Genomic DNA, 13281 nt, shown 5'->3' on the forward strand with positions numbered 1-13281 from the left:
CATTCAGCCTCCCATCTCCAGTTTGCGCGCCTCTTCGTCGGCGCGGCTGCGGGCCCACTTGTAGTCGGCCTTGCCGTTGCTGGCGCGCTGCACCTCATCGACGATGAAGATGTTGCGGGGCTTCTTGTAGCCAGCCAGCCTGTGTGCCACATGGTCGATCAGCGTCTGCTGGTCGGCCTGCTGCCCGGGACGCAGTGAGACCACGGCCGCCACCCGCTCGCCATATTTTGGATCCTTGACCCCCACCACCAGGCAGTCATAGACCGCCGGATGGGTCTTGATCGCCTCCTCGACCTCTTCGGGATAGACCTTCTCGCCCATGGTGTTGATGCACATCGAGCCGCGCCCCAGCAGACGAATGGTGCCATCGGCCTCGACAGTGGCGAAATCGCCGGGAAACGAGTAGCGGAGCCCGCGAATGGTACGGAAGGTCTTGGCCGATTTCTCCGGATCCTTGTAGTAACCGGTCGGCACCCGACCGGCTTGGGCGATCATGCCGATCGCGCCGGAACCGGGCTTGACCTCCTCGTCGTTGTCGTCGAACACCTTGGTCGACTCCATCATCTGGAACTTGGCGGTCTCGCCGATGTTGGCGCGGGTGGTCAGCGAACGGCCCATGCCGCCCTCGGTGGAGCCCAGCCCATCGTTGAGGATCATGTCGCCGAACTCCAGCAGCCCGGCCTTGACCTCCTGGGTCCACATGACGCCGGAAGAGCTGATGAACCTGACCGACGAGATGTCATAAGAACGGCCTGCTGCCTGTGCAGCGCGCAGGGCATCCAGCATCGGTTTGGCAAAGGCGTCGCCAACGATGACGATGTCGGTCACCCGTTCGCGCTGCACCGCCGCCCACAGCTCATCGGCATCGAACTTGGTGCCGGCCAGGGTGACCACGGTCCCGCCCATGTTGTGCGGCATCATCGCGCCAAGCCACATGCCGGTGCCGTGCATCAGCGGACAGGCCACCAGCGTGACCGGCAGCAGTCCGGCCGGCTCCAGCCGCTTGATCGCCGCCAGCGTCTCTTCGATGGTGGCGGGAGGCGGCGAGACGCCGCGCGCCTCGAACGGCGCCAGAAATCCGGCACACATCTCGCCCAGCTTGTACATCACCCCCTTCGGCATGCCGGTGGTGCCACCGGTATAGAGCATGTAGGTGTCATCCCAGCCGCGTTCGATCGGCGCCATCGGCGCATGGGTACGAATGATCTGCTCATAGTCGTGCGCACCGGCCAGCAGTGGCGCACCACTGCCATCATCCACCTGGATCAGGCAGCGCACCTTGGGCAGCTTGTGCCGAATGTTGGCGATGCGCTCGGCGAAGCGGCCATGAAAGAACAGCGCCTCGCTGTCGGAGTTGTCGAGCAGATAGACCAGCTCATCCTCGAGGTAGCGGTAGTTGACGTTGACCGGAACGCCGCGAATCTTGAAGCCGGCGAACTGCGCTTCCATGTACTCCGGCGAATTGTAGAGATAGAGCCCCATCTTGCTGTCATGCCCCAGCCCCTGCTGATGCAGAAACTGGGCGATGCACGCGGCGCGCTCCTGGTAGGGGCCCCAGGCGACCTTGCGCTCGCCATGGATCAGCGCGGTACGCTGGGGAATCTGGGCAGCGATCTGCTCCCACAGGGTGGCAAAGTGCATCTCCATCGACAGTTCTCCTTTGAGTTGTAGTTATCGTTTTGGCTGACGCCACGCGGCGCCTTTTCGAGCATCAGGTTGCATTGTACCCACTGCGCTGACCCATCGGCTTCAGGTCGGCTTCAGATGTGAAAAATCCTCCAGGTGGCACACATCATAAGCCGGCTCTTCATAGGGGTGAACGGCATGGAGCGCCCGGATCACCGGCTCGATCAGTGCATCGGCCACCACCATTTCGACCCGGTACTCCTGCACCTGCTCCAACTGCTCCTGGCTGCCCAGAAAAGGATTGCTGCCGGCACGTGGACGAAATTGACCCAGCCCCAGCACCTGCCAGGCACAGCAGTCATAGTGGCCGATCCGCCCGCCACCTGCGGCAAAGAGCGCTGCTTTCACCGCTTCGAGCTGCTCGATCGGAACGAAAAAGACCAGTTTGTACATGGGGCCTCAACAGTGCTCCAGCGCTCCGTGTCGGTGCGCGGGACGCATCAATTCACCCGAATCCGGGCAAAACGGTGCTTGCCGGCTTGATAGAGATGCTCGCTGCCGGGTGCCACCCGATGGTTTTTTTCCTGCAAACGGATCCCATCGATCCTGACCCCACCCTGGCCGATCAGCCGCAGCGCCTCGGAGGTGCTGGCGACCAGACCGGCCTCCTTCAGCAGGTTGGCGATCGGCACCCCCTCTGCCGGATAACCGCCATGGGCGATGCACAGTTCGGGAATCTCCTGCGGCAGGGCACCCTGCTGAAAGCGGGCCACGAACGCCTGATGCGCCGCCTCGGCCTCGGTGGCGCTGTGGAACCGCGTCACCAGCTCCCGGGCCAGCTCCACCTTGGCATCACGCGGATTGAGCTCTCCTGCCTCGCACTGCGCCTGCATGGCGGCGACCTCTGTCGGCAACCGCCTGCTCAGCAGTGCATAGTAGCGCCACATCAAGGTGTCGCTGATCGACATCAGTTTGCCGAACATCGTGTTGGGCGGTTCACGCAGGCCAATGTAGTTGTCGAGCGACTTGGACATCTTCTGCACGCCATCCAATCCCTCGAGAATCGGCATGGTCATCACCACCTGCGGCGTCTGACCGGCATCGCGCTGCAACTCACGCCCGACCAGCAGATTGAACTTCTGGTCGGTGCCGCCCAGCTCGATGTCGGCGCGCAGTTCGACCGAGTCATGGCCCTGAATCAGCGGATAGAGAAACTCATGCAGTGCGATCGGCTGGCCACCACGGTAGCGTTTGTGAAAATCATCGCGCTCGAGCATGCGGGCAACGGTGTAGCGACTCGCCAGCTTGATCATGTCACTGGCATCGAACCTGCCCATCCACTGCGAATTGAACACCACCTGGGTTTTTGCCCGGTCGAGCACGGTGAACACCTGCTCGCTGTAGGTCTGCGCATTCTGTTCGACCTGCTGACGGGTGAGGGGCTTGCGCGTGACATTCTTGCCAGTGGGGTCGCCGATCATGCCGGTGAAGTCACCGATCAGAAACAGCACCTCATGGCCCAACTGCTGGAACTGATGGAGCTTGTTCAGCAGCACCGCGTGACCCAGATGCAGATCGGGCGCGGTGGGATCGAAGCCCGCCTTGACCCGCAGTTTGCGGCCACTGCCCAGTTTTTCGATCAGCTCCGGCTCGGAGATGATCTCATGCGCCCCGGCCTTGATGAGCTCGAGCGCGGCCTTTACCGATGTCATTCGTCACAACCCATTAAATTGGTGTCTATATTGCTTATTTGAGGTTGACACCTTGTTTCAGTGCCAATTTTCAGACGGCACCGAACAGATGCATTGAACCATTGGCCCGGATGTCGCACTAACGCACCGGGCCGCCCACTCGACGGGGTAGCCCTGCCGGATTCAGTTGATATAATCCGGCCCGCAACGGAAGAACGATAAAGTGAGATTGTATCCGATGGCAGCACTGCCACCAGCTTCTGCTGTGAAAACAGCCTTCCCTCGACTGCACCTGATCGCCGCCACCCTGCTGCTGAGCGCCACCGTGCTGATCGCCTGGCTGCTGCCAAGCGAAGAGGCCGCCGCCATCAAGAGTGTCGTGCCGCTGACCCTGCCCGCCCCCACCACACCGCAGAGCACCGAACAGCCGGCGGTGGCCGTCACCACCGCTCTGGTCGAGCCGGAACTGTGGGATGAATATGTCGTCCAGACCGGCGACACGCTGGGCACGCTGTTCAAACGCGCCGGCATCGCACCCAACGAACTGGCGATGCTGCTCGATTCGGGCAAGGAGACCAAGCGGCTGCATCAGATCCATCCAGGGCACAAACTGGCACTGCAAGTCGGCACGGAGGGTCAACTGGAGAGGTTCAAATTCAGCCCCAACGCGCTTGAGTCGGTACAGTGGCAAAGGACCAACGACAGCTTCGATGTCACCGTTGAGAAGCGCGAGCCCGAGCTCCAGCTCCGCCGGCACAGCGGCGTGATCGATCAGTCGCTGTTTCTCTCTTGCCAGAAAGCGGGGCTCTCCCAAGCCGTGGCCAGCCAGTTGGCCGACCTCTTCGGCTGGGACATCGATTACACCGAGGATCTGCGCCAGGGCGACCGCTTCTCTGTCATCTATCAGGAGCGCTTCATCGACGGCAAGAAGATCGATGACGGTCCGATTCTGGCCGCCGAATTCATCAATCAGGGACGCCGCTACCAGACCGTGCGCCATGTCGATGCGCAGGGCAACGAGGGTTACTACACTCCAGACGGCCGCGGCATGCGCAAGGCGTTCATCCGCAACCCGCTCGACGTCGTGCGCATCACCTCACTGTTCAGCCTGAGCCGCTTCCACCCGATTCTGCACACCATGCGCGCCCACAAGGGCATCGACTACTCGGCCAGTGCCGGCACGCCAGTCAAGAGCGTCGGCGATGGCCGGGTAACTTTCGCCGGCCGCAAGGGTGGCTACGGCAACACCATCACGATCCAGCATGGTGACCGCTACACCACCCTCTATGCCCACCTCCAAGGGTTCGCCCCCTCGATCCGCAACGGGCAGAAGGTGCGGCAGGGTGAAGTGATCGGCTATGTCGGCGCCAGCGGTCTCGCCACCGGCAACCACCTGCACTATGAGTTCCAGGTCGATGGCGTGCACCGCAACCCGCTGACCGTCCCGCTGCCGCAAGCGCCCGCCGTGGCCGGGCGCGAGCTCGACCGCTTCAAGTCACAGACCGGCCCCTTGGTGGCGATGCTGAAGCAGGGTGAGTCCACCCCCGCGGCGGTGGCACGCGCCGGGTTGAATGATTGAGCACGGAAGAGAGATCCGACGGCGACTGCTATCTGGGGGTCATGTCCGGCACCAGCCTTGATGCCGTCGATGTCGGCCTGTTCCGGTTCACCGACACCTCCTGTCTGCTGCTGGCGAAGCACAGCCTGCCGATTCCCGCCGACATCCGGCAGGAGGTCATCGCGCTCGCCACACCGGGCCCCGATGAACTCAATCGCCTCCATCGGCTCGACATCGACCATGCCGAGCTGATCGCGACGGCGGTCAATCAACTGTTGGCGCAGTGCGGCATCGATCGCGCGCGCATCCGCGCAATCGGCAGCCATGGCCAGACCCTGCGCCATTCACCCGGCGGCGACCATGCCTTCACCTGCCAGGTGGGCGATCCCAACCGCATCGCCTACCTGACCGGCCTGGTCACGGTGGCCGATTTCCGCCGCAAGGACATGGTGGCCGGAGGAGAGGGGGCACCGCTGGCGCCGGCATTCCACCACTGGCTGTTCTCCCACCCCACTGAATATCGGATGGTGCTCAACCTGGGCGGCATCGCCAATCTGACGGTTCTGCCGCCGACGCAGCACCCTGCCGCGGTCGTTGGCTTCGACACCGGGCCGGGCAATGCGCTGCTCGATGGCTGGTGTCAGCGCCACCTCGGCCAGCCCTATGATCACCGTGGCAACTGGAGCCGCAGTGGCAGTTGCCATGAACCGCTGCTGCGCGCCTTGCTGGACGACGCTTTTTTCCAGGCAACTCCGCCGAAGAGCACCGGTCGTGAACGGTTCAACCTCAACTGGCTGACGCAACGACTGCGCGACTTCGCGCACTGCGCTCCGGTCGATGTGCAGGCGACGCTGCTCGAACTGACCGCCCGGAGCGTGGCGCAGGCCATCGACCGCTGGGGGTGCGGGACCGAACTCTACCTGTGTGGAGGGGGCGTCGAGAACCGCGCGCTGGTCGATCGGTTGCAGGCTGCCCTGCCCGGGCGGCGGATTCACTCCACCGAACTGCTGGGACTACCGCCGCAGTGGGTCGAGGCCGCCACCTTCGCCTGGCTGGCACGGCAGCGGTTGCTGGGTCGACCGGGCAACCTGCCCAGCGTCACCGGCGCCCGCCGGCCCGTCATGCTCGGCGGGGTCTATCTGCCTGACGACTGATCCGCTGGATCAGACCGCGAAACTCGATCCACAGCCGCAGGTGGTGGTCGCGTTGGGATTGCGGACCACGAAACGTGACCCTTCGAGCCCTTCGGAGTAGTCGATCTCCGAGCCGACCAGATATTGAAAGCTCATCGGATCGACCAGCACGGTGACGCCATCGCGCTCGATCCGGGTGTCATCCTCGGCCGCTTCGTCATCGAAGCTGAAGCCATACTGAAAACCGGAACAGCCACCGCCGGTCACGAACACCCGCAACTTGAGCTGGCTGTTGCCCTCTTCATCGACCAGACGACGCACCTTGCGTGCCGCGGCCGCGGTCACCTCGAGTGCAACCGGCTGCTGCACCTGTACGCTGCTCATTGCTCACTCACCTGCATTGTGAAAGCACCGGCAATCACCCTATTAAAACCAAGCATTAAAGTCAACTATTTCGTCGGCAGAGCGCTCGCTTCAGGGCAGCAGCGCCGGCGCGTCGAGACCACTCGTCTCCGGCAGCCCGCAACAGAGGTTCATGTTCTGGATCGCCTGCCCGGCAGCCCCCTTGACCAAGTTGTCGATCACCGAGAGCACGACCAGGGTGTCGCCCCCTTGCGGGCGGTGCAGCGCCAGCCGGCAGAGGTTGGCGCCGCGCACGCTGCGGGTCTCCGGATGCTCTCCGGCGGGCAGCAGATCGACGAAGGGTTCATCGCGGTAACGCTCGGCGTAGAGCTGCTGCAGATCGGGCTGGACTGCCGGATCCTTCAGCCGCGCATAGAGGGTGGCATGAATGCCGCGAATCATCGGCGCCAGATGGGGCACGAAGGTGAGGCCAGGTGCGGCGCGGCCGAGGTATTGACCAAGATGAGCGGTGATCTCGGGCAGATGACGGTGGCCAGGAACGCCATAGGCCTTGAAGCTGTCCGCAACCTCACACAGCAGGTTGGCGATCTTGCCCTGACGGCCAGCGCCGCTCACCCCCGATTTGGCGTCGGCGATCAGCGACCGTTCGTCGACCAGTTTCGCCTCCAGCAGTGGCAGCAGGCCCAGCTGTATCGCCGTCGGATAGCAGCCCGGCACCGCCACCAGCCGCGCCTGCCGAATCTGCGCGCGGTTGCATTCCGGCAGACCATAGACCGCCTCCTGCAACAGGTCGGTGGCGCTGTGCGGCATCCCGTACCACTTCTGGAACAGCAGCGGATCCTTCAGGCGAAAGTCGGCGGAGAGGTCGATCACCCGCACGCCGGCCGCCACCAGTGCTGGCGCCATCTCCATCGCCACGCCGTGAGGGGTGGCGAAGAAGACCACATCCAGCTCGCTCAGGGCGGCAGGATCGGGGGCGACAAAGGCCAAGTCATAGAAGCCGCGCAGGTTGGGATAGATCTGGTCGACGCGAATGCCGGCCTCGCCGCGCGAGGTGATCAGCTCGACCGAAACCTCCGGATGGCGCGCCAGCAGCCGCAGCAGCTCCACACCGGTGTAGCCGGTGCCCCCGACAATGCCCACTTTGACCACGACGATCTCCTTTGATCTCTTCAGAACAGCCAAGACGAATGGCGGAGATTATAGCGGCTCGGCTACCCGGGAATGAGTGCGTCAACGCCGACAGATCAGCGGCACCGCATTACAATGGTGCCGGTTTCGCCCAACTCAATGCGCGGGAGTGCTCGATGCTCTGGCTCAAGGCCTTTCACCTGATTGCCGTGGTCTGCTGGTTTGCGGGCCTCTTCTACCTGCCTCGGCTGTTCGTCTATCACAGCATGAGCGAAGATCAGCCGAGCCGCGACCGCTTCAAGGTGATGGAGCGCAAGCTCTATCGCGGCATCATGACCCCTTCGATGGTGGCGACGGTCGCTCTGGGGCTGGCGATGCTGCTGCCCAACTGGGAGAGCTACCGCACTGCCTACTGGATGCACGCCAAGCTGACACTGGTGCTGATCCTGCTTGCCTACCACCTATACTGCGGCCGGCTGCTGCAACGCTTCGCGGCCGATCAGAATCGCCATGGCGAGATTTTTTACCGCTGGTTCAATGAGTTCCCGGTACTGATCCTGCTGCCGGTGGTGATTCTGGTGATCGTGCGTCCCTTCTGAGCCAGCCCCGACCATGCGCCCGCTGATCCTCTGCCTTGGCGGTCACGATCCGACCGGCGGCGCAGGCATCCAAGCCGACGCCGAGGCCGCCGCCGCGGCAGGCTGCCATGCGCTGACCGTGGTGACGGCACTGACCGTGCAGAACAGCCACGACATCGCGCGGATCGAGCCGGTGCCAGCCGGCTGGATCACTGCCCAGACCCGTTGCCTGCTCGACGACTTTGCCATCAGCGCCATCAAGATCGGTCTGCTTGGCAGCACGGCCGCCATCGACGAAGTCGCCGCCCTGCTGGAAACCGCACTGTCACGGCTGCCGCTGGTGGTCGATCCGATCCTGCGCAGCGGTGGCGGACACCTGGTCACCGACCGCGCCTACCTCGATGCGCTGCGCCAGCGGCTGCTGCCACGGGCGACCTGCCTCACCCCCAACCGCGAAGAACTGTTCCAGCTCGCCGGGGTCGACGACGAAGCCAGTGCGGTCGGCCGGCTGCTCGACAGGGGCTGCGAGCACCTGCTGGTGAGTGGTGGCCATGATGGCGACACGCCCTGGCTGGAGAACCGCCTCTACGGCCGGCAGGGGCTGATCCAGCGTGACCGCTGGCCCCGGCTGCCGCACCGCTTCCATGGCAGCGGCTGCACCTTGGCGGCCCTGCTCTGCGCCCAGATCGCGCTGGGCCAGCCACTGCCGACGGCGGTGAGATTGAGCAGCGAGCAGAGTCACCGCGCCATGGTGCTGGCAGAGCCGCTGGGCGGTGGACAGTGGATTCCCCGGCGGATCGCGCCCCGATGATCCGCGGACTCTACGCCATCACCCCGACCACCACTGACGACGCACGGCTGTTGCAGTGGGTCGAAGCCGCATTGAAAGGCGGCGCCCAACTGGTGCAGTACCGCGACAAGTCGACCGATGCCCAGCGCCGCCGGCAGCAAGCCGAGGCCCTGCTCGCGCTCTGCCGCAAGCAGGGTCGGCCGCTGATCGTCAACGACGACCTGCAACTGGTGCTCGACATCGGCGCCGATGGACTCCATCTGGGCCGTGAAGATGGCGATCTCGCCACCGCACGGCGCCAACTGGGCCCGACGGCACTGATCGGCGCCACCTGCCATCAGCGGCTCGACTGGGCCGAAACGGCCGTGGCCGCCGGCGCCAGCTATGTTGCCTTCGGCCGCTTCTTTGCCTCACGCAGCAAGCCACAGGCGCCGCCGGCGCCGCTCGGGCTGCTGCATGAGGCGCGTCGACGGCTCGACGTGCCGATCGTGGCCATCGGCGGCATCAGCGTCGATAATGCCCGCAGCGTGATCGAAGCCGGTGCCGATGCCATCGCCGTGATCGAAGGGCTGTTCGGCAGCCACGACATCGCGCAGCGCGCTCTCCAGTTTCAACGACTCTTCATCGAACCGCAGGCAGCCAGACCATGACCCACTCAGAGACCCTCTTCAGCGCCGCCCAGCAGGTGATTCCCGGCGGCGTCAACTCGCCGGTGCGCGCCTTTCGCTCGGTCGGTGGCACGCCACGCTTCATCGAACGCGGCGAAGGCGCCTGGCTGATCGATGTCGATGGCCGCCGCTATGTCGACTATGTCTGCTCCTGGGGCCCACTGATTCTCGGCCACGCCCATCCGGCCGTGGTGGCAGCCGTCGAGTCGCGGCTGCGGCTGGGTTTCAGCTTCGGCGCCCCCACTGCGCTCGAAACCGAACTGGCCGAGAAGATCCGTGCGCTGATTCCATCGATCGAACAGGTGCGGATGGTCAGCTCCGGCACCGAGGCCACCATGAGCGCAATCCGGCTGGCACGCGGCTTCACCGGCCGTGACAAGATCGTCAAGTTCGAGGGCTGTTACCATGGCCATGGCGACTCACTGCTGGTCAAGGCCGGTTCGGGTGCCCTCACCTTCGGCGTGCCCAGCTCGCTGGGCGTGCCCAAGGCACTGGCCGAACTGACGCTGACCCTCGAATACAACAACCTGGCACAGCTCGAAGCGCTCTTCGCCGCGCAGGGCAGTGAGATCGCCTGCGTCATCATCGAGCCGGTGGCCGGCAACATGAACTGCATCCCGCCGCTGCCCGGCTTTCTCGAAGGGTTGCAGCACCTCTGCAACCGCCATGGCGCCCTGCTGATCTTTGACGAGGTGATGACAGGCTTTCGCGTCGCGCTGGGCGGTGCCCAGGCGCGCTATGGCATCACGCCGGACCTGACCGTGCTCGGCAAGGTGATCGGTGGCGGCCTGCCGGTCGGCGCATTCGGCGGCCGGCGTGACGTGATGGCCAGGCTGGCGCCGCTCGGACCGGTCTACCAGGCCGGCACCCTGTCGGGCAATCCGCTGGCGATGGCCGCCGGGCTGGCCACGCTGCAACAGCTCGAACAGCCCGGCGTCATCGCCCGGCTCGAAGCCCAGACCAGCGCCCTCAGCCAGGGGCTGGCCGAACTGGCCCGCAGCGCCGGCATCCCCTTCATCACCCAGCATGTCGGCAGCATGTTCGGCCTCTTCTTCACCACACAACCCGAGGTCAGCAGCTACGACCAGGCCACCCGCTGCGACAGCGCACGCTTCAACCGCTTCTTTCATGCCATGCTGGACGAAGGAGTCTATCTGGCACCCTCGGCCTTCGAGGCCGGCTTTCTCTCCACCGCGCATGGTGCAGCCGAACTGGAACACACCTTCGCTGCCGCCCGGCGGGTCTTCGCCCGCCTCATGGAGTGAACACGAAGGGCGCCATGGCCGCACATTGGATCGAGCAACTGCTCAACCCCGCCTGCTACCCCCACCCGACCGGGCGGATCGAGCTGATCGAGACCCACATCTCCTGGGTGATCCTGACCGGCGAACTGGCCTACAAGGTCAAGAAGCCGGTCAACTTCGGCTTCGTCGATTTTTCGACCCTGGCGCTGCGCAAGCGGTTCTGTGAGGAGGAGCTGCGCCTCAATCGCCGCTTCACGCTGTCGCTCTACCTGCGGGTGGTGCCGATCACCGGCACGCCGCAGGCACCGCGCATCGGCGGCACCGGTGAGGTGCTCGACCATGCGGTGGTGATGCGCCAGTTCGACCAGAGTGCCCTGCTCGACCGTCAGCTCGCGGCTGGCCAGCTCAGCCTCGAAGAGGCCTTTCGCCTCGGCGCCCTGATCGCCGAAAAGCACCAACTGCTCGCCGAGGCCGCCGCCGACTCGGCCCATGGCAGCGCGGCCAGGGTGATGGCGCCGGTGCGGGAGAACTTCACCCAGCTGCGGCCGCGCATCGATGACCCGGTCGACGCCGCCCGGCTGCTGCGGCTGGAGCGCTGGAGCGAAGCCGAGGGCAAGCGGCTCGGCCGCCACTTCACTGCCCGCAAGGCGGCCGGCTGCGTGCGCGAATGCCATGGCGACCTGCATCTGGGCAACATCGCCCGCATCCAGGGTGAGTTCGTGCTGTTCGACTGCCTCGAATTCAACGCCGATCTGCGCTTCATCGACGTGCAGAGCGAGCTGGCCTTCGTCACCATGGATCTGACCGACCGCGGTCACCCCGAACTGGCCGCTGGCCTGCTGAACGGCTACCTCGAGGCCAGCGGCGACCATGAAGGGCTGCTGCTGTTCAATTTCTACCAAGTCTACCGCGCGCTGGTGCGCGCCAAGGTGGCGCTGCTGCGCGCCGAACAGCTGCAAGGCGCAGCACGCCAGCAGGCCGTGCAGCAGGGCAGCCACTACCTGCGGCTGGCCGAGCAGTTCATCCAGCCCAGACACCCCTGGCTGGGACTGGCCCATGGCCTCTCCGGCAGCGGCAAGTCACACCTGGCGCTCTACATCGCCAGCCAGACCGGCGCCGTGCGGCTGCGCTCCGATGTCGAGCGCAAACGGCTGCATGGCCTCGACCGCACCCAGCGTGGCGGTGCAGCGGCGGGGCTTTACAGCGCCGAAGCCACCCAGCGCACCTTCGCGCGGCTGGCCGAACTGGCCCGCACCCTGATCGCGGCCGGCTTTGCCGTCATCGTCGATGCCACCTTTCTGCATCGACCGCAACGCGCCACTTTTGCCGCCATCGCCACCGAGCTCGGCGTGCGCCGGATCATCCTCTCGATCAGCGCGGAACTCGCCACCCTGGTGAGCCGACTCAAGGCCCGCGCCAGCGACCCGAACGAGGTCTCCGATGCCAACCTGGCGGTGCTGGAGAGCCAGTTGAAAACGCAGGAGCCACTGACGGCCGATGAGCTCGCTGACACCATCACCCTCAGCGCCGAACGGCTGCCCGCCATCAGCGAGCTGGTCGAGGAGATCGAGCGGCGGGCACAGACGCCGGCACAATGAAAACGCCTTCCATGACGGCGCCATCCCGACCACCGGCACCGCCATCACCAAGGTGCTGCCGCCGGGATCACGCTTCTCCAGGGAAAACGGCCACGGGCTGAAGAAGCAGGCCGTGCTGGACAAACTCGCGGCGTTTTTTGAATGCTACTTCGGGTTGGCATGATGAACAGGGATCCCGGATGAATGGAAGAAAATCATCACCCGCCGCCCAAGAGGAACGGAGCCGGCCAGCGACGAGGAACAAGACGATGACCACGAAGAAAAACAGGCCCAGCTGGAGCGACGTCAAAGCCAGGCTGGCCGGCTTCGACCGTGCCGGCCTGATCGGTCTGGTGCATGACCTCTACGCCGCCAGCAAGGAGAACCAGACATTCCTGCACGCGCGCTTTGCGCTCGGCGACGATGTTCTGCAACCCTACAAGAGCACCCTCGACCGCTGGCTCTGGCCAGATGCATTCAAGAACCAGGACACCTCGGTCGCCAAGGCCAAGAAGGCGATTGCGGACTACAGAAAAGCGGTTGGTCAACCCGACGGACTGGCGGAACTGATGGTGTTCTACTGTGAGCGTGCGGCGGGTTTCAGCCACGACATTGGCCTGCAGGACGAGGGCTACTTCGATGCATTGGTGCGGATGTTCGGCCAGGCATTGACAGCCATTGCCGCGCTGCCTGATGCGGCGCGACCCGCCTTGCTGGAACGCCTGGCGGTGGTACGAAACATCAGCCGCGACCTTGGTTACGGCGTCAGCGACGACATGGATGAGTTGCTTGAAGCGCATGGGGGCGATGACTGATCTGCCGCTCCTTGCAGCGCTCCAGGCCAGGAACCACCGGCGGCGCGTTGCTTTTACCCGGCCGATTTGCTTAATTCAGCTGCGCTGACCCCGATTGAACGACCTGT

The 13281-nt window shown here is 64.7% G+C and carries 13 protein-coding genes; 8 read left to right on the forward strand and 5 right to left on the reverse strand.

Going from position 1 to position 13281, the window contains the following annotated elements; all coding sequences use genetic code 11:
• Positions 1-3 precede the first annotated feature (3 nt).
• The 3 genes from H7A13_05015 to H7A13_05025 all read right to left on the reverse strand — a co-directional run bounded on the left by H7A13_05015 (position 4) and on the right by H7A13_05025 (position 3338).
• A complete protein-coding gene (locus H7A13_05015) occupies positions 4-1647 on the reverse strand; it encodes an acyl-CoA synthetase (GenBank protein MCP5332702.1) in 1644 nt (547 codons plus the stop codon).
• Positions 1648-1749: 102 nt separating this feature from the next.
• The gene (locus H7A13_05020) at positions 1750-2079 is read right to left on the reverse strand and encodes an NGG1p interacting factor NIF3 (GenBank protein ID MCP5332703.1); all 330 of its coding nucleotides are present in this window, start codon (positions 2077-2079) and stop codon (positions 1750-1752) included.
• Positions 2080-2126: 47 nt separating this feature from the next.
• Complete coding sequence (locus H7A13_05025) at positions 2127-3338, reverse strand: tyrosine--tRNA ligase (protein ID MCP5332704.1); 1212 nt, start codon at positions 3336-3338, stop codon at positions 2127-2129.
• Between the two features lie 244 nt (positions 3339-3582).
• Here H7A13_05025 and H7A13_05030 point away from each other — a divergent pair, with 244 nt between their 5' ends.
• Together H7A13_05030 and H7A13_05035 are read left to right on the forward strand one after the other, a co-directional pair.
• Entirely contained in the window at positions 3583-4896 is a 1314-nt protein-coding gene (locus tag H7A13_05030; GenBank protein ID MCP5332705.1) for a peptidoglycan DD-metalloendopeptidase family protein, read from the forward strand.
• Between the two features lie 41 nt (positions 4897-4937).
• Positions 4938-6029: an anhydro-N-acetylmuramic acid kinase gene (locus H7A13_05035; protein MCP5332706.1), complete on the forward strand. Its 1092-nt coding sequence runs from the start codon at positions 4938-4940 to the stop codon at positions 6027-6029.
• Between the two features lie 9 nt (positions 6030-6038).
• Here the strand turns inward: H7A13_05035 and erpA are convergent, their stop codons facing one another.
• Both erpA and H7A13_05045 read right to left on the reverse strand, forming a co-directional pair.
• The gene (erpA, locus tag H7A13_05040) at positions 6039-6392 is read right to left on the reverse strand and encodes an iron-sulfur cluster insertion protein ErpA (protein MCP5332707.1); all 354 of its coding nucleotides are present in this window, start codon (positions 6390-6392) and stop codon (positions 6039-6041) included.
• Between the two features lie 90 nt (positions 6393-6482).
• Positions 6483-7523 carry an N-acetyl-gamma-glutamyl-phosphate reductase gene (locus tag H7A13_05045; protein MCP5332708.1) on the reverse strand — a complete coding sequence of 347 codons (1041 nt, stop codon included), beginning with the start codon at positions 7521-7523 and terminating at the stop codon, positions 6483-6485.
• A gap of 155 nt (positions 7524-7678) precedes the next feature.
• Here H7A13_05045 and hemJ point away from each other — a divergent pair, with 155 nt between their 5' ends.
• The 6 genes from hemJ (at position 7679) to H7A13_05075 (ending at position 13174) form a co-directional block, all read left to right on the forward strand.
• Positions 7679-8101 carry a protoporphyrinogen oxidase HemJ gene (gene hemJ, locus H7A13_05050; GenBank protein MCP5332709.1) on the forward strand — a complete coding sequence of 141 codons (423 nt, stop codon included), beginning with the start codon at positions 7679-7681 and terminating at the stop codon, positions 8099-8101.
• Positions 8102-8114: 13 nt separating this feature from the next.
• Entirely contained in the window at positions 8115-8891 is a 777-nt protein-coding gene (locus tag H7A13_05055; protein MCP5332710.1) for a hydroxymethylpyrimidine/phosphomethylpyrimidine kinase, read from the forward strand.
• Positions 8888-9520 (forward strand): thiamine phosphate synthase, encoded by a 633-nt coding sequence (locus H7A13_05060; protein MCP5332711.1) that lies wholly within the window; start codon positions 8888-8890, stop codon positions 9518-9520. The genes H7A13_05055 and H7A13_05060 overlap by 4 nt, the downstream gene beginning before the upstream one ends.
• Complete coding sequence (gene hemL, locus H7A13_05065) at positions 9517-10803, forward strand: glutamate-1-semialdehyde 2,1-aminomutase (GenBank protein ID MCP5332712.1); 1287 nt, start codon at positions 9517-9519, stop codon at positions 10801-10803. The genes H7A13_05060 and hemL overlap by 4 nt, the downstream gene beginning before the upstream one ends.
• A gap of 14 nt (positions 10804-10817) precedes the next feature.
• Entirely contained in the window at positions 10818-12380 is a 1563-nt protein-coding gene (locus tag H7A13_05070; protein MCP5332713.1) for an AAA family ATPase, read from the forward strand.
• 248 nt (positions 12381-12628) lie between these two features.
• Positions 12629-13174, forward strand: coding sequence for a hypothetical protein (locus H7A13_05075; GenBank protein MCP5332714.1), 546 nt, complete (start codon positions 12629-12631; stop codon positions 13172-13174).
• Positions 13175-13281: the final 107 nt, after the last annotated feature.

This window comes from Pseudomonadales bacterium (assembly GCA_024234215.1).
In the GTDB taxonomy this organism is placed as follows: domain Bacteria; phylum Pseudomonadota; class Gammaproteobacteria; order Pseudomonadales; family UBA5862; genus JACKOQ01.